The sequence below is a fragment of the Paenibacillus sp. AK002 genome, from assembly GCF_053903045.1.
This window is the reverse complement of sequence record NZ_CP096377.1, coordinates 1,460,857-1,480,530: the sequence shown is the minus strand read 5'-3', so window position 1 is coordinate 1,480,530 and position 19,674 is coordinate 1,460,857. Positions and strand designations below refer to the sequence as shown.

Below are 19,674 nucleotides of genomic sequence, written 5' to 3'. Positions count from 1 at the left end.
ATCGGCTTTACATTCAGTCATTAGCTGGAAGGGCTGCAAAAAAGTATGCTGCCAATTCGTATTTACCGCTTCCGACGAACGAAATTAACCCGTCTTCTTCCCTTCATCATATTGAAATTTTATTTTAAATTACAATACATTTTGTAAAATTTTATTTTATTTTTTCGGCAGGAATTTCCGGATGGGCGGCGTAAGCGCAGCTTTTGTCGAATGCGGGGAATGAAAACAAACGCCTCGCCGCCAGTTTCCGACTTATTTTTACGGCGAGCTTCCAAAAAGCGCAAAAAAAACAACCGCAGTTTATAGCCGCAGTTGTTTTCAAGATTCCCTATTATTTTTTGCTGACGTTGCCGTTGGCATCAATTTTTGCATTGAAGGAGAGTTTGTTCAGTTTCGCGATGATCTCTTTATTATACTTCTTGTCCATCAGATTCGGCTGACCTTGAAGAATCTTCACAGGCGTAATTCGGCTCGTGATCTTGGAGCCCTGAATCTCGACATGCACCATCATCGACAGCAAGGTTTTGTCTCCGCCCCGGGTGGAGCGGTTGAACACAAAGTTGCCAAGCGAATAATAAATCGGCTTGTTCTTGTAATATTCGATGCCCATCAACGTATGGCTGTGCGATCCGATAATGATGTCGGCCCCGGCGTCAATCATCTTCTTGGCCATCGTGCGCGCATATTCTTCCGGATAGTCGGCGAATTCCTGGTTCCAATGGATGTATACGATCGTATAATCGTTGGTTTTGGCCGACTTCTTAATATGGGTCAGCATAGGCTCCATCGTGTAGGCGGAGGCAGCACCCGGGTGGTTCTTGCCCGCAATCCAGGAATTGCCCGACAGCACCCGGCTGACGCCCAGCACCGCGACTTTCTTCCCGTTAATGTTCTGCACGTAAGGCTCGAAGGCCTCGTCTATATTTCGCCCGGCACCCGTATACCCGATCTTCTGGCGTTTCAGATGCGTGATCGTGTCCAGCATGGCCTGCTGGCCATAGTCCAGGATGTGGTTGTTCGCCAGCGTGACGCCGTCGATTCCCGCGTATACCAGGCCCTTGAGCGTGTCCGGCTTCGAACGAAAAGCAAAGGTTTTATCCGCAGCCTTGCCACGAATGGAGACCGGCGTCTCCAGATTGGCAAACGCCATATCCGCCTTTTTCAAGATGGGGGCTACCTTCTTAAAAGGATATAGGTTACCGAATCTATCGATCTGGCTTCCCACATATCCGTCTAACAAAATGTCACCTGCAAACACGAGATTTATCGGTTTATCCTTCGACTTGTTGGCTTGAGCGGTTGTCCCTGCTGCCGAAACGATGCTGGCCGGGATCAGCATAACGATAACCAGAATGAGGCAAAATAATCTTTTCATATCCATGCCGCCTTTCCAAATAAAAATCCTGAGAAGCTAGTTATTCACCTCGTTTATCCTATCATAAATTGATATAAAAGGGTAATTATATAAAAGGAACCATTTAATAGAATTATGTAATGGTTTCTAACCAGTAGCCCTTTCAGCACTACGCATGCGGATTATTCTTCCGATCTCTGTTGCAACAAGATTATTTTCAAACGGATTACAAGTGGTGAAAATCCAGGGTCAAAGGGGACCGCTTCGCTTCTCCAGAATCATTCCGCCTTCTCCATTGAGGCATGTCAACATTCAAATCATTCAAATCTATCTTTTTCTATCCATAGTCTTAGACTTAAAATGCGGAGAAAAAGTTTCAAATTTTGCAAATCATATTGAAAACAATGTAAAGAACTTATATATTTAAACGTATCGTAAGTGTATCTTTAATTTTAATTACGTTTTGTAATATTCACACGAGGTTAGTCTTACATATAAGTAAAACTAAAGGAGCTGCAATCCATGAATATTCACGCTGCGGGCGAGAACTCAACCCCCATGATTGATGATACGGACCGCAAAATCATTGCAATTCTCGGAAAAAACGGGCGAATCTCGTACACGGATTTGGCCAAGGAGATCGGTTTGTCCCGCGTGGCCGCGCAGGCCAGGGTCAATGCCCTGATTGATGACGGCGTCATTGAGCGCTTCGCGGCCGTCATTAATCCGGAGAAAGTGGGGATTTCGGTGTCCGCTTTTTTCAATGTGGAGGTTGAGCCCAAATATTTGCAGCAGGTGGCGGACACACTGGAGAACGAGCCATATGTCACCAGCCTGTATCATATGACCGGTCCCAGCAAACTGCATATGCACGGCTTGTTTGCCGATCATAAGGAAATGGAAATGTTTTTAAACGAGAAGCTTTACCCGCTTCCGGGCATAACCAGCGTGGACACACAGATTCTAATCAAGCGCTATAAAAGCCGAATGGGCATCAGACTCTGATTTTTGACAGAAAGGACTCCTACCCTTGGATGATAAAAATAGCAATCCATACATGGAATTAACGTTCGGCATGTTCCGAACCGGCATACTTGGTTATGGCGGCGGTCCCTCCGTCATTCCGCTGCTCCGGCATGAGGCCGTCGTTCGTTACGGCTGGCTCAGCGACGATGAATTCGGAGAGGTGCTGGCTCTGGCCAATGCGCTTCCGGGTCCGATCGCCACGAAGATGGCCGCCTATCTCGGTTACCGGGAAAAAGGGGCGCTTGGCGCGGTGGTCGCGGTTCTTGCGCATATCCTCCCGACCTGCATCGCGATGATCGCGCTGTTGTCGGCGGTGACGTTCCTCAGCAGCTCCAAAATCGTGGCGGGCATGATTGCCGGCGTTACGCCGGTCATTGCGGTCATGCTGGGCACGATGGCTTACGAATTCGGCGAGAAGGCCGTGAAGGGACTTGGCATTTACGCCGGGATCGGATTTTTTGTAGTGTCGTTTCTCCTGCTGGAAAGCATCCAGATCCATCCGGCCCTCGTCATTATGCTGTTCCTTGCCTATGGCACCGTGCATTTTAGAACCGTAGCCAAACTCAAAAAACAAAGACGGGATAAGGAGGGGTCCGCCTGATGGAAGAATGGCTTCAGCTGCTGATCAGCTTTTTTGTCTCCAACGTGCTCGGCTATGGCGGCGGCCCCGCTTCGATCCCGCTCATGTATAAGGAAATCGTCACGAATCACGGCTGGCTGACCGACACGGAATTCTCCAACATGCTTGCACTTGGCAACGCGCTTCCCGGGCCGATTGCCACCAAAATCGCCGCTTTTGTCGGGTACGGCGTATCCGGCTGGATGGGCATGACCCTCGCCCTCGCGGCGACGGTCATCCCTTCCGCGGTAGCGCTCATCTGGCTGCTGAATCTGCTGCAAAAATACCGCACGTCGCCCGTGGTCAAAGGCATGACCCTGCTGGTTCAGCCGGTCATCGCGATCATGATGCTGACCCTGACCTGGCAGATCGGCAAAAGCTCCGTCATCTCCATCGGCCTCCTGCAATCCCTCGGCATTGCCGCCGTCGCCTTCTGGGCGATGAACATCCGCAAAATCCACCCGGCGTTGGTGATCCTGGCCGCGTTCGCTTACGGGGGCTTGGTGCTGTCGCAGGTGGTATGAGGTGTTATAGTAGAAAACACTATCCCTGCCGAGAAATATCGGCATGACTAAAAGAGCGAGTTTGAGGGGCGTGCCCCTCAATCCTCGCTCTTTTTCATTTTCGCCACGAGCAGAGAACTGGGGAATGAGCAGAAATTCACCTGTGAACCGGACGTCTGTCAATGGATCGCAATATCATTTCATATGTCCAAACTCCACTTGCTCCTTGGTCGTGAGGGCCTTGGCTCCCTAACGGACTCAGAATACCTTATTTCTCGAAAAACAGCACTTTTGTCGGGGGGAGCGGACTCAGAGGACCTTATTTGCCGTCTTACTCGGTATTTGTACCCTTAATCCGCACAATAGCGGATCTGGAGTCCGGAAGATGGTAAATAATCGCGTTATTACCTCTAATAACGGATCTACGGTCCGTTAAAAGCTGACATTAGTCTCTTGAGCGCTACTGATCTGCGATGAAACCTGCGTTTTCCCGTTAAGTAACCCCCAATCATGGCGACAGGGCACGATTTAGCCAAGGAGTAGACGACGAAATGGTGGCATCCGGTTATAGCCCGGCGTCCATCAGTGAACGGGGATGTCCCATTATATCTCCGTGTTCACCAGTGAAATGCCATGCCAAACATCCGATTATATCCCTGTGCTTATCCATGAAATGACGCCATTCCGCGTTATAGCCCAGCGTCCATCAATGAACTGGCGATGACTCGTTACATCCCTGCGTCCCTTCAACGAAATGGCGACACCCCGTTATATCCCCGTGCCCCACCAGCGAAATTAGCGACTCCCGTTATATCCCTGCACCCCATCAGCGAAATGCCAAACATCCGGTTATGTCCGACGCCACAAAAAGTGCCTGGAGTTCCCCCAGCTTCCCAACGAGCTGCCCGCAGCCTCCCATCACATCTGATATCCGATGTCGTCGTGATCATTTGCTTTAGGTGAATCTCCGCTGCTCCATATGGCATTCTTTCAACCACCCGCCTGCTACCTTCCCATTACCACACCGATCTTGCCCTCATGAATCTCCACCTTGTATTTCTTCACCCGGATCCGGTCGCTGAACAGCGACTTGCCGGTCTGCAGGTCGAATTCCCAGCCGTGCCAGGGACATCGGACGATCTCGCCTGCCCGGCCGTATTCGTAATCGTATACCTCCGAGGGCAGCGTCGTACCGGAGACCAGTCCTGCGCAGATCGGCGCTCCTTGATGCGGGCAGTAGTTGAGTATCGCATGGTACTCTCCGTTGACCCGATAGATGCCGATTTCGCGTCCCTCGATGTTGACGACTTTGTGCTCACCCTCTGGAACGTCCTCCTCCGCCAGCACGTAATGTACCGCCATGCATGCACCTCCTTGACTTCAACCCCTGTTCGTTGGATCTAATGGTTTTTCCCCCGTGCCCAGTTTATTGAATGAGTTTGCATTCACCTGCGGAGATTCATCCAGAGTAACCTAGTTACCTAGTCAAATCCCCATGACTTCCCGTAAATCGAGTTACGACACTTACCAGTCCATATCGTTATATTTATTAGTCCAAATAATCACTTCAACTTTGCATTGTTCCATTCAAATAGTAGCCAAATCGTTGAGCTATGGAAGTTACTCATACACAGAGTTAATCCATTTTGTTGTACATTCATCGTTGACCAGCTTCAGTTATGCAAGCCACCCTCGAACATGCATGTCTGCTTCGTCCATCCAAGGCGCACCCTCGACCATGCAAACCTGATTCGTTCATGAGTATGCTTTCCATTAATCCAAACCCGCTTCCATCCACAACTCCCAGACATCATCCATTCCCTCAATCCAGCCGATACAGCTGCTTCGCATTCTCGTAAAAGATCTTCCGCCGAGCTTCCGGTTTCAGGCCCCGCAGGACATGGCCCGGCGAGTCGAAATCCCAATGCGGATAATCGCTGGAATAGAGCAGCATGTTCTCGGCATCGATCATATTGAAGAGATCGATGAGATGCTGCGGATTATCCGGCTCCTCGATCGGCTGCGTCGATAAGTAGCAGTGATCCCGGATGTACTCGCTCGGCATTCTCGTCAGCCAGGGCACGGTTGCGCGCAGTGCCTTGTAGTTTTTGTCCAGCCGCCACATCAGGCCCGGCAGCCAGGCTACTCCGCCTTCAACCAGAACGACCTTGAGGTTCGGATACTTCACGAACACGCCCTCGCAGACCATACTCACCAGATGCGCCATGAACATCTGGGAGAGACAGGTGTGCCACTCGATATACCGGGTCGGGTAGCCGGCCGCGGTGGGAGCCGTCGAGCTCCCGCCGCCTTCCGCTCCCGGGTGGATCGCGACCGGTAGGCCGTTACGCGCCGCCGCTTCGTAGATCGGGTGATAGTGGCGCTGTCCCAGCGGCGACCTCGCCGCACTGGAGATCATCACCTCCACGATATCCGGATGGCCGCCGATCCTATCGATCTCGCGTGCCGCCAGCAGCGGGTCCTGGGTGGCTACCGCCATGGCTCCCTTAAAAGCTTTATGCTTGCCAAGCCATTCGGCGATCAGATAATCGTTATAAGCCGAGCATATCGCCGCCGCATAATCCGGATCATGCGTGGAGGAGATGTTGTAGACGACTCCCGTCAACACGGCATAGTCCAGATTATAGCCTTCGATCAACTGCTTGATCATATAATCGGGATCGGAGCCGGCTTTGCCTCCACCCGGAGGGATCGAGTCTTTTTTCATCACGCCGATCGGCGAGTAATACCCTGAGCCTGCATACCCGATGCCGGATGCTGCTACCCGGGAGCGCCAAGGCTCCTGCAGATATGGCAGCAGCGCCCTGTCGTCCTGCTCGTTATGAACGTCGACATCGATGATTTTGGTATCGTCCATTGCTTGATTCCTCCCATCTCCATAAGGAATTACTTGCCGCCGTATGTGCGCGTATACGCGGTGTTATACATGGCAAGGAGTTCGTCGGAACCGAGTTTCTTCGCTTGATCGATGAATTGCTGATAAGTGGAATCGTTGATCGGCGTTTTGCCGGTTACGAACTCCGTTACCTTCTGTTCGAGGAATTTGTTCAGATTGTTCAGCTTCGATTTCTCGAGCTCCAGCTCCTCTTCCGTCTTGACGATCTGCTTCGGTGCAGGGACGATATACTGCTCATACCTTGCATTGATATCCTTGCTCTTCTCGCTTAACCCGCGCTCCCACACTTCCCGCGACTTGGCGTTATTCAGCGTGATCAGGTCGTACCATACGCCCCAGTCCTTGCGCAGCGCATTAAACGGAGATTCGCCGAACTCCTTGTTATATACCGCTTTGCCGTCCTCCATCGTATACGTTTTGCCTTCGATTCCTAAGGACAGATAATTGGTTCCCTCTTCGCTGACCAGATAATCGAGGAATTGGACGGCGCGCTCCTTATCCTTCACTTTGGCCGATATCGCTCGGCCGACGGTGCCGACGACCGGACGGGAGAACTGATAGTTCTTGATCCCTTCGGCGGCAAAGGAAGGAATCGCGTCCAGCTCATACTCCGCCGTACCGGCCCCCCTCGCCTTGGCGACCAAGGATTCCAGATCCGCCTTCCAGAAAAACGTCACCAAGGATTTGCCCGTCAGGATGCGCTCCTCCCACTGCGCTTGCGTCAGCAGCGAGAATTCCGGATCCAGCAATTTTTCCGCATACAGCTTATTCAGGTACACCAGCATATCCTGATAATTCTCATGATACGGCGCGAATGCATATTGATCCGTGGTTGGATCCAGGTTGTAGAAACCGCTGATGCCGGTAAAGATACGCCCGAAGGTCGTGTACAGCCCCGTATCGCCTACGATCGCGTTCGATATGAGCGGATAGGAGTCCGGCATCTTTTCTTTCAACGTTTTCAGATATTGATAAAATTCATCCACGGTGGTCGGGGCCTGTATCCCGTGCTGATCCATGATGTCCTTGCGGGCATACCAGATAAAGTTGAAGCCCTTGCCTTCCGCATCCCCTTCCAGGACAGGTACGGTATACAAGCCTCCGTCCGTGCCCGTTGCCAGCGCCTTGGCTTCCGGATATTTCTCGTAGAAGGCCTTCAGATTCGGTGCCCGATCCAAATAATCATTGAGATTCAGGAACACCTTCTCCGGCCCATGCTCCCTGCCGTCCTGCGTCGGCACCTGGATAAAATCCGTGGCGGTATTCGTGGCAATCATGATCTGCCTCTTCTCCTCAAGCCCTTCCTGGCTTACGATCTGGAACTTCACTTTGACGCCCGTCTTGGCCTCGATCTCTTTAAAAATCTCCCAGTCATCCCGAACCTTGCCCTCCACCCGGTCGTATACGAGCCATGAAAAAGTAACCGGTTTGTCAGGGCTTAACGTCCCCGAGTCGTCCTTGCCTCCGCCGGTGCAGCCCGTAACCAGCATCGCGCAGAGCAGGATCATGGCAAGCGCAGTTCTGAACCCCTTTTGCCGCATTCCATAACCTCCTTTTTTATCGTCACATCGTATAGAGATGGATTCCCGTGAAATCCATGACTACCCCTTAATGCCGCCAATCATCGTGCCCTGTACAAAATATTTTTGGATAAACGGATAAACGCACAGGATCGGCAGCGTCCCGATCATGATCATGGCGTATTTCAGCGTTTCCAGATGCGTCAAGTCCCCTTCGCCCTGCACGTTCGTACCGGCGATCAGGATGTTGCGCATCATGATTTGCAGCGGATACATCTCCCGGTCATTCAAATAGATCAAAGCGCTGAAGAAGGAATTCCATTGATTCACCGCCGTGAACAGGCCGATCGTGACCATCACCGGCACGGATAGCGGCAGCACGATCCGTACCAGAATCTGCATGGACCCGCACCCGTCGATGGCAGCCGCGTCCTCAAGCTCCTCCGGCAGCGCCTCGAAGAATGTCCGCATAATGAACAGGTACCATGTGCTGATCAGCGACGGAAGAACGATCGCCCAGATCGTGTCCAGCATCCCCAGCTTCTGAACGATCAGGAAGGTCGGAATCATGCCCCCGCTGAAGAGAAGCGTGAACGCTGCCATGAGCAGAATCACTCTTCGGCCGGGCAGCCACCGCTTCGCAAGCGGATACGCCATCGCCGAGGTCGCAATCAACGTCAGCAAAGTATGCAGGAACGTGTACCGGATCGTATTCCAGTAACTCACCCAGAGATCGGGGTTATAGATGAGCTGTTCGTAAGCGATCAGCGTAATCTTCTTCGGCCATAGCAGCACCGCACCGCTCGCGACCATGGCATTGTTGCTGATGGAAGCCGAGAATACGTACACCATCGGGTAAGCCATTACCATGATCAGCACAATCATGAACAATACATTGCATACGTCAAACAGCTTCGAAGCGAAGCTTTCCTGCTTTTTCATCGCGCACCTCCCTCACCACAGGCTGGTCTCCGAATATTTGCGTACGACCCGATTGGCCGCAACGACCAGAATGAAGCCAATCGCCGACTGGAACAGGCCTACCGCGGTCGCGAAGCTGAAATCGGCGTCCAGGATGCCCCGCCGGTACACAAAGGTATTAATGACATCCGCGGTTTCGTAATTCATCGTGTTGTAAATCAAGAGGATTTTCTCGAAGCTGGCCTCCATGAAATTACCGAGCGACAGCACGAACAGAATAATCATGACAGGCACCATGCCGATGAACGTAATATGCCGGACCTGCTGCCACCGGTTGGCCCCATCCATTTTGGCCGCCTCGTACAGCGTCGGATCGATGCCGGCAATCGCAGCCAGGTAGAGAATGGTCCCCCACCCGACCTTCTGCCATATTTCGGAGCCCACGTACACCGTCCGGAACCACTCGGGCATGCCGAGAAACATGATCGGCTCGAGCCCGAACAGCTTAACGAGCAGATGGTTCACCACGCCCGTTGTCGGAGACAGGAAGGTGACGAGAATGCCCGCGATCACGACGGTCGACAGGAAATGCGGCATGTAGCTGATGTTTTGCACGAACCGTTTGAACCATTTGCTCTTCAGCTCATGGAACAGGATCGCCAGAATGACTGGCGCCGGAAAATGAAACAGAAGATCGTACACATTCAGCATGATCGTGTTGCGAATCAGCTTCCATGCATCGGGGGTGACATAGAAAAATTCAATGAAATGCTTCAGTCCCACAAATTTGCTTCCCAAAATGCCCCGGCCGATCGAATAGTCCTGGAAGGCAATGATGATGCCGTACATCGGCGCGTACTTGAATATCAAGTAGTACAAGATGCCGGGCAGCATCAGCAAGTACAACGCTTTATGCTTTTTCAGAACGTAGCCGATTCGTGATAGCTGCGCCAATAATCCCCACCTCCGATTGAAAGCATTTACATTCGTTTGTTGTTGTCCCCACTATACGAGCCGTGCCTACTTCGCGTAAAGCAAACATCTTTTCCGTAAGACGCATGTTTTGCAATGCCTGTGGGGCAAGGCTTTTGGCCTGTTCCATGCAAAAAAAGAGACTTCAGAAAATAATGCAGTCTCTTCTTTCCTACTGATGGGAACTCCGGTATTTGGCAGGCGTTATGCCTTCATATCGGCGGAAAGCCCGAATCAAGGAATTCCTCCCCCAATACCCCACCTTTTCGGCGATTTCGTCTATTTTCAAATCCGTTTCAAGCAAAAATTGCTTTGCCTTCATCAGCCGGTACTTCGCAATATATTCCACGTACTTCTCGCCGACCTCTTCCTTGAAGGTTCGACTGAAATGCCCGATGGACATATTCATCATGCCGGCAAAATGCTCGATCGACAGCTCTTGATCGTAGTGCTCGTGAATGTACTCCAATATCTCCATAAATTGTTGGCTGCGGCTGCTGGAGGCCGGCTTCCGGAACAGAAAGCCATGAATGTCCTGGAAGCATTGCGTCAGCTCGTCCCATGTCATGCAGCGATTCATTCGCTCGAACAGACCGGAATAATAGGGAACGTTCAATTCATTGCGCTCCGACTCCACCGCCCGAATCCAGGTGTTGAGCACATCGGCGAGCAGATATTTCATCTGCACGGCTGCCGCATCCTTGCGTTTCCCTTCCTCCAGAATATCCAGCACGGATTGGAGCAGCTTGTCATACTCCCGGGTTTTGCACTGGTTGTGGATCCGCTGGACCTCCTGCACGGACAGGAAAGAGTCCCATTGCTGCAGCTCCCTTGAAGGAAGACTGCCGCAAATCTCCACCGTGGAATGCAGCCCCCGGTAATTCAGCATGGCCAGGGCATGCTCATAGGACTGATGCAGCTCTTCGATGGCATGAACGGTTCTGCCGATCCCGATCGTCGCTTTATAATAGACACCGTAATCCAGAAAAATGTGCCTGATCTGCTCCGCTATTCGCTCCGGATACCCCTCCGTGATGTGATCATGCTGGACGACGCAAGCCATCAAATCCGGCCTTGTCTGGCAGATCCAGACCATGCCGGGCGCCAGCCGGTGGATCTTGTCCTTCAGCTCGGACAGCAAAAAGATCTTGGCGGATTCCGAAGTCGCATCATAAAACGACCGGTCATAGTGGAAAGAGATACACAGGACGGTTCTTGCCGCCTTATGGCTGTAAGCAAACTCAATCTCCTTGGCGTAGTACTCAATCGATAAGGCATCCCGGTATTGCCCCAGCAGGATTTTCGTGAAAAACTGCTCCTGCACGATCGGCAGCATCCCGTTCACCATCTGGTACAGCTCTTTATTCTCGGTCATGATGAACTGGGAGTAGCGTTTGATGACGTCAAACTCGTTGCCTTCGTAACGGCCCTCTTCATTCGGAGCATGGTGCAGCTTCAAGCCATCCTTGATCTCCCGAATCGGCCGGTACAAGCGCCGGCTTAAATAATACGAGGCGAACGCGCCGACAACGAGGAAGAACAGGAGGAACAACCAGCAGATTAAACGGGTAATATGGACCGGCTTCATCAATGTGCCTAGATCAACCATGCTGATATAATGCCAAGACTCGTTGAAGCCGGACGCCATGAAGGACAGCCCCACCTTGTCCGATATCGTAAATTGCGAAGCGAAACCATCCGTGCGTATTCGCTGCTGCAGGGCGTACTGGTCCTGCTCGGTCAGACCGGTCCGTGCGATCACTTGGGCAGTATCATCCACAATGGCCGTGCCCGTGACCCAGCTCTCCGGAATATGAATCCGCTCCTCAAGCTTGTCTCGCTTCACTTCGACCAGGAGATAAACTTCAGGGGCGGCGGTATTGAACGGGTAACTCATGGAAGCCGTTACGGAAGCCGGGGAATCCATGAAATCCATCATTTTCTTGCCGGATAATTCGGCTTCCAGCTGGTGGCGGCGGTTCAGATCCAAGGGATAGCGGGAACGGAAATAATACGCTTTATTCGTATAGGTTTCGGCATCGATCATTAAATCCTGATGGACAAAATAATAATAAGCCTTCTCAACCAATTCGTCCGATTCCAGCTGCTGCAGCTGCTCCCGCAGGGAATGAAGCAGCTCCGGAAGGAGCTGGCTTTCCGGCGACGAAGACATGGGAGCGAGCAGCACGCTCCGTAATCTGGATGTGCTCAGGATATTAATCATGCTTGTCTTTAGCGATTGAAGCTCGGCATCCGTCTGCTCGGAGAACCGGTTCATCACCACTTGGTTGAAACGCTCGGCATCCTTTTCGATGATGCGAACGACAAGCACCTGAGCAAGAACCGAAGCAACAATGACGGGGATGAGAATAAGGAGAAAATAGTTCGCGAACATTCTCCAAAACAGGGTGTGCCTTCTGGGAGGCGGAGTATCGGCGGCCCCCGGCTCAGCCAAGCGGTCAGGCGGTGTCCTTCGCTTCATGAATGACCCCCCTTTGTAATTAAAATTGCAAGTAACAGGGCTTGCATTTACGTTTACTATATTGTGATGTAAGTTATAATATTCGCCGGACAAGGGAGATGGATGGAGCTTGCAGTGAAATGGTATTCGAACAATGAAATGATGACCTTGAGAGCAAACAATTTAAATAAGTCCGTACCCATCTGGGCGTTTCGCTTTAATTAGAGAAAGAACCTCTGCTTTCTGTATGTTTTATGTTTTTTCGAGTCCTGCTGCCACTACCTAAGCATGCAGAAAAAGCTCATTCCTACTCATAATTCAAGTGGGAAAGAGCTTTTGAAAGTTTATCAAGCATATTACACTCTCTGGTTCCGTACGGAAACTCCAGAACCTTCAGTTTTACCCGTAATTAGTTAAGCCCTCCTTCCGCGACCACACTCTCACAGGCTAGAAGATTAGCTGCGTACGTGAGATAGAAGTCAGACCTTGATGGGTAAATAACCTTCAAGGTCTTAGCTATACTGTTTATAAATCCTTTCTAACAATAAATTCGGAAATTCGGCTTCAATTACTTACGTTTGCTCTTATAATGCTACCTTGCTATTACTTTCGGTCAATCCCCAACTATCTACTCTTCATACTCCCAATGAAAATATCTCGATAATAAAAGAGCAACCTCTCTCCATGAATTTCCTTGGCAATTTTCAATTAGCCTTTTAACCTCAGATTGAATATTTTTAATGTTGTAATCTTTCATAATAAATATTCCCCGTCCAAATTCTACACTGTTTCCGTCAAGATATTGCTCCAATTTCTTAGGACTTACTACACGAAAAGAAAAAGTATCAGCACCTTCTGAATTATAAGGGCCGATATCTAATTGTATTTCAACAGCAAAATTTTCGATATCATCTCCCCATTCTTCGCTGATAACAGTAAATGAAACTAATACTGGTTTAATCATTTTACTCCCCCACTATATCAACATGCACGTTTTTAACTTCTTTTGTTCCGTTAGTTCGTTCATTTGGCCAAGTATATAAGCTCTTGTCTTAACTCAAGCCAAGAACTTATATACTTCAAACAAAAAGACCGTAACTTATGCGGCTTTCAATGTCTATATGTTCTTATCGTTCGACCTGTACCACCCGATTCAATCAGCAATTGCCGGGTAAAAGAAAACCTTGAGGTCTTTATGGCCTCAAGGGCAATTATTTCCTCCGATTCTAAGTAAAGGATCTTCGGTAATCAGCACAGTGAACTGAACTCTACTCCAAAAAATGTTTTAGAAGTCACTCAAACATAGCTAGAACTTTGGCTTTATCAAGGATAGTATTTGAAGTCGATCCCCTGTTTGTCCGACTCTCCAAGTAACCTTTGCCAAATCACAGCATTTTCGCCTTTCGTTTGGCTCTGAAGACTTGTCACTAAAGGACTCCGAGCAGAATGCTCATACATACTAATAATCACTTATGGCTTCCATTGAACTCCATGTTTTTATCTAACTGCTCCAAATCTACATTCTTAACTCTTTCATCTTCATCTAATGTGCCAACTACCATTAACAGCCGTAGATCCTTTCCCACAGAACCTTTTAATTCAGCTTTAGAAAAAATGTTCCATAGCCATGCTCTTTTGCGATGTACTCCGTCAAAATTTCTAAAATATCATCTTGACTATACTTAAAAAATTTAACACAATCACGTTCCTCGTTATTTTGCATTTCACTCACTCCAATTTTTTCCATTCTCATCAAGGAACATACACCTACCAGCTTTATAGAATATTTTGTATTATCTACTTTCACATGAATGTTTATTAACCCCGAACCTCCCCTTTCGACTAGCCTTACACGTTCCCTACTGTCATATGTTAACGGGTCGTCACCAAAGTTACTTTCTTCATAGTAATGATCGCAATACATGCCGTTCAGTTGCGACTGGGTATCCCCACCAAAAAGAAAGCCCTAAAGAATTGAACTTTAGGGCAATAGACTCAAAGCTACCTTGATTGAGGATACAATTCCATATATGTTTCGTACCAATCAGGGCGTTGCGCTTTTATTTGGGAAAGAGCCTCTGTCAAGGCAATGCCTTTTAGATGAGATAACTTTTCATAATTTATTTGCTGTGTAGTTAGCCAAATATAACCTAAATACTCACCGCAGCTAGCTGCAATCATCTCATCATAATTACTGTCATTGGACAATTGTATTAAAATGTCCACTGTCTCAGCATCTTGAAAATTGATTCCTAATTCAATTACTGCGTCATCTTTTTCTGCATCTGATGCAGTTGGGTCTTTCAATATTTCCAATAGTTTTTCCTTCTTCATAGATTTCACTTCCCTAATGGAATATGGGTACCAATACTCTTACCGCCGCGTTCTCCTGTAAACGGGTTAATGTATGATGTTGGTGTTCCTTTATCGTCTAGCCTAGCATCGAAACGGGGTTGGTTACTTCCTGTTCCTAGCCCTTCCCTTGTACTTACTTCAGGTTTCAACTTCAATCTCCAGCTAAATTTCCCAGTGGCGTCCCTTACTCCCCATTGTTCAACACCACCAGCAGTATCTTGTCTCACCCAACCATTTCGTTCTGCCCAAGACCTTAAGTTGGCAGTGTTTTTGGAAATGCTACCAGTATCCTTAACTAGAGAAATTCCTGGCCCCTTACTCCGATTCTTTTGGAATTGTGCAATGGCCTTTTGAAGTTGCTTGTTCAGTTGCGTCAAATTAACGACTGGCTTCTGTTTCTGTTTCGGGCTCGTTACCTTTTTAGGTAGGGATGTTCCTCCGCCACCGCCAGGTCTTGCCACAAACCCTCCGCTGCCTCCGGCTCCCCCGCCAGCGCCTCGGCCTCCACTTCCACCGCAGTTATGGGTCCATAGCTTGAGTCCCGTTACGAAATACGTATGGTAGTCCCCAACGCTGAAGTTGTATACTCGGATCGTTTCTTGCTTGATCTCGATCTTTTCAATGACATACTCTATTCCTTCATCGTTGACAAGCCGATCTCCTGCTTTTAAATCTCTGGATTCGACCCAGCCTCTCCCTATCACCCAAAATGGATGCTCTGCCGTCGTGACGATGACGGTATCCTCCACCTGGATATGATAGGTTTCTTCCGTTACCCGATGATAAGTCTCTTCTACCGGCTTATAATCTAGTTCACCGGTCTCTTCACTCTGGGCCAGCACATAATCTCCGACTTTAATCTCTTCGATCGCTTTCGGTCCGTCTTGCGTTTCTATGATCGTTCCCGCAGCAAAACATAGGAGCAAGCAAGACTTGGCTGATGCTTTGCTGTTTCCGGTAGGATCGACGTAGATCAGCGGGTTATTCTCGACATAGGTGTACCCGTTTAAACTTAACGGGTTATCCATTTCCCCTTCATACGTATCCTCCCCCATAAACCGAGCCGTTCCCGGATCGTACCAGCGGGCACGCAAGTACTGCAGTCCCGTCGTATCATCCCAATACTCGCCGGCGTAGCGCATCACGTTCGGGACAGTTTCTTCGGTTTCCGCTGGGCCACCCCATATGTCGTAAGAATAACTGTTTAGCGGCGTACCCTGCTCATCCACCAGACCGACGACATCGCCGTGACCGTTGATTTGGTAATACTGCAGCTTCCCGGAGGCTCGGTCCTGCCTTGCGGTTAACTGACCGTACAGGTCATAGACATAGGCATAGGTAAGGGTAACATTGCTTCCGGTGACTTCCGCTTCCGCAATCAGTTTGGCTTCCTCATCATAGTAATAACGTGTGGTATCCGTGCCTTCCTTACGTTCATAGAGCAATCCGTCTCCGTTATAGGTGTAGCTGACTTCCTTGCCTTCCCCTGCCACCTGGGTTAACCGGTTCTGGCTGTCGAACGTATAATCTGCTTCCTTAAGGCCGAAAATCTTGCCGCTTCCCTGCTCCAGCCGGTTCCCGTTAGCGTCATACGTATAACTTAAATTCTTATCACCTGACGTTTCCGTCTGAATCCGGTTCAGCGGGTCATAAGTGAATTGTCCTGACGTTCCATTCTCGGTGCGGGAGATGATATTTTTGTTCAGGTCATAGCTATATCCGAATTCGTGTACGGATGTACTTCCCTGCTGAACGGTTACGCCTGACAAGTCATATCCGTCATAGTTAAAACCGGTACTGAGTCCACTATCAAGGCTTCTGCGCTCCAGCAAACTGTTAGCCTTATATTTAAAGGTCATTCGATCAAGCGGAGAAGCAGACATCAAGGAAGGTCCACTGCTTCCGGTGCTGATATCCATCGCCGAGACCCGGTTCATTTCATCGAGCTCTGACGATATACGAATAGATGCTCCGGCAGCGTCCGTCAGGATATATCCAGTTTTCGACTGCGTATTATATTCATAGGACACCCTGGTTCCGTCCGGAAACTCCAGTTCCTTCAGCGTTCCATCCTCAGGATTGTAAGAATACGTTGTCTTACCCGTAGGATCGGTCATACTAGTCCGGCGGCCTGCGTCATCATAGGTGTAATTCACCGAGAAATCCGGTCCGCTCTTTGAAATCAGCTGATTCTCGGAGTCATAACCGTAGTTATAGATTTGGTTCTTACGGTCCACCACTTGCGTGACATTACTACGATTATCATAATGGTAGACCGTGGTTTGATTGGCCATATCGGTCTGGCTGATCAGGCGGCCCATCTCATCATACGACTTCGTTACCGTCTGTTTATCAGGCATTACGATCTGAACCAAATCACCAGCCATACTATAAGTATAGCGAGTAACCTCTCCCTTCGGATCCTTCACCGAGGTCAAGCGGCCCAGCACGTCGTACGTATACTCGGTGCGCTGCTGATTGCCATCCATGGATGCCGTCACCTGACCGAGCAGATCGTATTCCAGATGCTGAAGCGGCGCAAATCCTCCATTTTTCCACTCTTGCGTTGATGTTGTTCTTCCCAGTACATCATAGGTTTCGCGCTGTTTGGTTCCAGCAGCGTCGCTATACGTGGTTGTCCGTTCCACGACCTTATAATCTGTGCTACTGCTGGTTCCATCAGCGTATACCGTTTTCGTGTTTCTTCCAAAAGCATCATACGTTAGGCTCGTCGTGTTGCCTTCGGCATCGGTCACTTCCGTCATGTTGCCTTCATCATCATATTCATACTCGTATAACGCATCATGCGTCTTCTCCTGTACCAGCAGCCCAAACGGATCATACTGCTCCGTCGTAATCACGCCATCAGCAGCTGTCTGAGTGACGCGATTCAATGCATCATCGTAACGTATGCTCGAAAGCGTGCCGTCACTATATTGAAGCTGGGTGATTCTACCCCATTTATCATAAGTGTACGCTTGCACGTTTCCGTCGCTATCTCTCTGGCTCTTGAGCTGTCCTGTCGGCCAATATGAATAGTCCGTCGTAATGACGGAGGACCGTGAGGCAGCGTCCTTCACGACCATGCTTTGGTTTGTCAGCAGATGACGTCCATACGGGGACTCGTACTTGTACGTCTGTTCAATAAATCGTGAATCATCCCTGACTTTGGTTTTTGTCCGGTTGCCGTACGTGTCATACTCATACTCAGATTGAGCAAGCGGTGTTCCGCCCGTTCCTTGGGACACGACCTCTTTCGTTACACTGCCCTGCCCGTCATATTCAAACTGTGTAACCTGAGACTGTGTATCGTTCATTTTGACGGTTACCTTGGAAGGTTCCTTCCACTCTGCTGTACCCGTCATATGCTGGTATTCATAGCTTGTTTCCTGGCCGGTGCTTGTTCTCTCCGATGTGATGAGACCATATTCATCATAGGTATACGACGTGGAAACAGGCGCGGAAGCCGCACCATTTTGAACATATCGTTCTTGGATCTGCTGCGGTGCATTTCGTTTGTTTGTCTCATCATAGACATACTCTTCGATATAACTAACCGAATCTCCCGATTGGCGATATTCCTGCAAGTAATGAAGCGCTGGGCTTGAGTTTCCCTCAAAGGTACTGCTCAGCTTGTACGTTTCGTCCCATTTACTGCTGCTTACGGTCGTGGTCCAGTTCACATCTCGACCATAACGATTCAAGTCTTCACCCGTATACTCAAAGCTGCGGGAACCGAGTATTTTTTCTCCCGATGTCGAACTGAATGTATCCTTGCGGGAGCTGACCTTAAAAACATGCCTGGTTGCATAATCCCCAATCTGTTTCAATGAAGCTTCATATTGAATATCGGTGATCCGGGATGTCGGGTACACGATACGAGTCAATAAAACCGTTCCGTCAGCTTCATGCTGTTCAGGCACGCTCACCAGCCCGGATAGGAAGTTAAACTTCGACACCGGATGGTTGTACACATAAGAAGTACTTCGAGACAGTGAGTCGACAACCTCTGCCAGAAGCGTATAGCCTTCCTTCTGAACCTTGCGATATTCCACGCTTTGGTCCGTTCCCTCCAAAATCACAGAAAGACTCAATGTAGTATGTCTGAATTGGAGAGTATTTCCTTCGCTATTCGAAATCTGCTTTAATACAACACCCTCGGGCATCTGATCATATAAAAAGCTCACCGTATTGTTATAGTTGTCCTTAATTTGTAGCAGATAACCTTGAGCATCAAAGTAGTAAACATAATCATTGAGAACCGTCAGTTTATATTCACTTGGTTGTCCATTCACGGTTACGCTTTGATCCGTTACCAGATCCATGTCATTCCAACTATACCCTACAATGTCTAATGAATCGGACAGGGCGAAGGAGCCCGCACCAGGAAAATACAAATAGCGTTTACCGCTATTCTCTTGAATATGGGGAAGGTCCCATCTCCAACCTCGACCTAAGGCTGAAGAGGTCTCCTCTCTTCGCATGCGAGCATCGTTCACAGCCTGTCCAGTTACCTCATCCTGACGGATCCCGATCTCTTCGTTCGCCTTCGAGCTGTCGTATACCCGTGTTAATGAGAACGGGATCATACCGGGAAGCTCCAAGTCCACGCTCGCATAATTCAAATCACCGGTAGCCATGGAGACCGAATCTTGATCATAGCTGTTGAAGTAGGCCGACGAGTCGTCATGGATTCGTACCTGCTCAAGAGCCGCCTCGTCCACGCCGTTTGAATCTTCAGCCAAGCTTTTTAATGATGACACCACAGCCTTCTCATCATATTGCACAACATCCGGTACCTGTATATTGGCCAGAACGGTATCGGCTGCTTTTGAGCTCTTCTTACCACTAAGAGATGAGTATATCTGATACAAGGTATATCCATCCGCGATCTTTTCTTGAACCCAAGCGGTGTCTACGCCATACTGCTGGGCCAACATCGGAATCGTAATCGCAGGTGAAGAAATCTCTCTTGACTTGGCTGTAACCTTGCCGCTGTCTCCATATACCAAAGAGCCCATATTTC

15 protein-coding genes are annotated in these 19,674 nt (G+C 49.4%); 3 read left to right on the top strand and 12 right to left on the bottom strand.

All coding sequences use genetic code 11. The annotated features are described in order from the left end of the window. Positions 1–331: 331 nt before the first annotated feature. Positions 332–1,375 (bottom strand): CapA family protein, encoded by a 1,044-nt coding sequence (locus tag M1D70_RS06280; protein ID WP_009589743.1) that lies wholly within the window; start codon positions 1,373–1,375, stop codon positions 332–334. A gap of 501 nt (positions 1,376–1,876) precedes the next feature. On the opposite strand from M1D70_RS06280, the gene M1D70_RS06275 reads away from it, so the two are divergent. The 3 genes from M1D70_RS06275 to M1D70_RS06265 are packed head-to-tail and all read left to right on the top strand — an operon-like array spanning position 1,877 to position 3,523. After that, the gene (locus M1D70_RS06275; protein WP_009589721.1) at positions 1,877–2,359 is read left to right on the top strand and encodes an Lrp/AsnC family transcriptional regulator; all 483 of its coding nucleotides are present in this window, start codon (positions 1,877–1,879) and stop codon (positions 2,357–2,359) included. A gap of 52 nt (positions 2,360–2,411) precedes the next feature. After that, positions 2,412–2,981: a chromate transporter gene (locus M1D70_RS06270; protein WP_456290394.1), complete on the top strand. Its 570-nt coding sequence runs from the start codon at positions 2,412–2,414 to the stop codon at positions 2,979–2,981. Continuing rightward, positions 2,981–3,523 (top strand): chromate transporter, encoded by a 543-nt coding sequence (locus M1D70_RS06265; RefSeq protein WP_456289446.1) that lies wholly within the window; start codon positions 2,981–2,983, stop codon positions 3,521–3,523. Before M1D70_RS06270 ends, M1D70_RS06265 begins: the two co-directional genes overlap by 1 nt. Before the next feature lie 984 nt (positions 3,524–4,507). Here the strand turns inward: M1D70_RS06265 and M1D70_RS06260 are convergent. The 11 genes from M1D70_RS06260 to M1D70_RS06210 form a co-directional block, all read right to left on the bottom strand. Next, positions 4,508–4,864: a Rieske 2Fe-2S domain-containing protein gene (locus M1D70_RS06260; protein ID WP_433938728.1), complete on the bottom strand. Its 357-nt coding sequence runs from the start codon at positions 4,862–4,864 to the stop codon at positions 4,508–4,510. Positions 4,865–5,324: 460 nt separating this feature from the next. Further along, positions 5,325–6,380, bottom strand: a complete 1,056-nt coding sequence (locus M1D70_RS06255; protein ID WP_036662337.1) for an amidohydrolase family protein — start codon at positions 6,378–6,380, stop codon at positions 5,325–5,327. A 29-nt stretch (positions 6,381–6,409) separates the two neighbouring features. After that, on the bottom strand, positions 6,410–7,960 hold the full coding sequence (locus tag M1D70_RS06250; RefSeq protein ID WP_456289445.1) for an ABC transporter substrate-binding protein: 1,551 nt from the start codon (positions 7,958–7,960) through the stop codon (positions 6,410–6,412). Positions 7,961–8,020: 60 nt separating this feature from the next. Beyond that, positions 8,021–8,881, bottom strand: a complete 861-nt coding sequence (locus tag M1D70_RS06245) for a carbohydrate ABC transporter permease (RefSeq protein ID WP_009589738.1) — start codon at positions 8,879–8,881, stop codon at positions 8,021–8,023. A gap of 12 nt (positions 8,882–8,893) precedes the next feature. After that, entirely contained in the window at positions 8,894–9,814 is a 921-nt protein-coding gene (locus M1D70_RS06240) for an ABC transporter permease (protein ID WP_009589751.1), read from the bottom strand. Next, complete coding sequence (locus tag M1D70_RS06235; protein WP_456289444.1) at positions 9,771–9,962, bottom strand: hypothetical protein; 192 nt, start codon at positions 9,960–9,962, stop codon at positions 9,771–9,773. Before M1D70_RS06235 ends, M1D70_RS06240 begins: the two co-directional genes overlap by 44 nt. A gap of 42 nt (positions 9,963–10,004) precedes the next feature. Further along, the gene (locus M1D70_RS06230; RefSeq protein ID WP_456289443.1) at positions 10,005–12,314 is read right to left on the bottom strand and encodes a helix-turn-helix domain-containing protein; all 2,310 of its coding nucleotides are present in this window, start codon (positions 12,312–12,314) and stop codon (positions 10,005–10,007) included. A gap of 607 nt (positions 12,315–12,921) precedes the next feature. Beyond that, positions 12,922–13,257: an Imm8 family immunity protein gene (locus tag M1D70_RS06225; RefSeq protein ID WP_456289442.1), complete on the bottom strand. Its 336-nt coding sequence runs from the start codon at positions 13,255–13,257 to the stop codon at positions 12,922–12,924. 630 nt (positions 13,258–13,887) lie between these two features. Beyond that, a complete protein-coding gene (locus M1D70_RS06220; protein ID WP_456289441.1) occupies positions 13,888–14,046 on the bottom strand; it encodes a hypothetical protein in 159 nt (52 codons plus the stop codon). 248 nt (positions 14,047–14,294) lie between these two features. Next, positions 14,295–14,627 (bottom strand): hypothetical protein, encoded by a 333-nt coding sequence (locus M1D70_RS06215; protein WP_456289440.1) that lies wholly within the window; start codon positions 14,625–14,627, stop codon positions 14,295–14,297. 5 nt (positions 14,628–14,632) lie between these two features. After that, a complete protein-coding gene (locus M1D70_RS06210; protein ID WP_456289439.1) occupies positions 14,633–19,669 on the bottom strand; it encodes a polymorphic toxin-type HINT domain-containing protein in 5,037 nt (1,678 codons plus the stop codon). Between the last annotated feature and the right edge of the window lie 5 nt (positions 19,670–19,674).

Excerpts from the sequence above, each read along its gene's own strand:
- M1D70_RS06250 (WP_456289445.1), bottom strand. The coding sequence starts at position 7,960 with ATGCGGCAAAAGGGGTTCAGAACTGCGCTTGCCATGATCCTGCTCTGC.
- M1D70_RS06230 (WP_456289443.1), bottom strand. The coding sequence starts at position 12,314 with ATGAAGCGAAGGACACCGCCTGACCGCTTGGCTGAGCCGGGGGCCGCC.
- M1D70_RS06225 (WP_456289442.1), bottom strand. The coding sequence starts at position 13,257 with ATGATTAAACCAGTATTAGTTTCATTTACTGTTATCAGCGAAGAATGG.
- M1D70_RS06210 (WP_456289439.1), bottom strand. The coding sequence starts at position 19,669 with ATGGGCTCTTTGGTATATGGAGACAGCGGCAAGGTTACAGCCAAGTCA.
- M1D70_RS06220 (WP_456289441.1), bottom strand. The coding sequence starts at position 14,046 with ATGAGAATGGAAAAAATTGGAGTGAGTGAAATGCAAAATAACGAGGAA.
- M1D70_RS06260 (WP_433938728.1), bottom strand. The coding sequence starts at position 4,864 with ATGGCGGTACATTACGTGCTGGCGGAGGAGGACGTTCCAGAGGGTGAG.
- M1D70_RS06270 (WP_456290394.1), top strand. The coding sequence starts at position 2,412 with ATGGAATTAACGTTCGGCATGTTCCGAACCGGCATACTTGGTTATGGC.
- M1D70_RS06255 (WP_036662337.1), bottom strand. The coding sequence starts at position 6,380 with ATGGACGATACCAAAATCATCGATGTCGACGTTCATAACGAGCAGGAC.
- M1D70_RS06215 (WP_456289440.1), bottom strand. The coding sequence starts at position 14,627 with ATGAAGAAGGAAAAACTATTGGAAATATTGAAAGACCCAACTGCATCA.
- M1D70_RS06275 (WP_009589721.1), top strand. The coding sequence starts at position 1,877 with ATGAATATTCACGCTGCGGGCGAGAACTCAACCCCCATGATTGATGAT.
- M1D70_RS06265 (WP_456289446.1), top strand. The coding sequence starts at position 2,981 with ATGGAAGAATGGCTTCAGCTGCTGATCAGCTTTTTTGTCTCCAACGTG.
- M1D70_RS06235 (WP_456289444.1), bottom strand. The coding sequence starts at position 9,962 with ATGGAACAGGCCAAAAGCCTTGCCCCACAGGCATTGCAAAACATGCGT.
- M1D70_RS06280 (WP_009589743.1), bottom strand. The coding sequence starts at position 1,375 with ATGAAAAGATTATTTTGCCTCATTCTGGTTATCGTTATGCTGATCCCG.
- M1D70_RS06245 (WP_009589738.1), bottom strand. The coding sequence starts at position 8,881 with ATGAAAAAGCAGGAAAGCTTCGCTTCGAAGCTGTTTGACGTATGCAAT.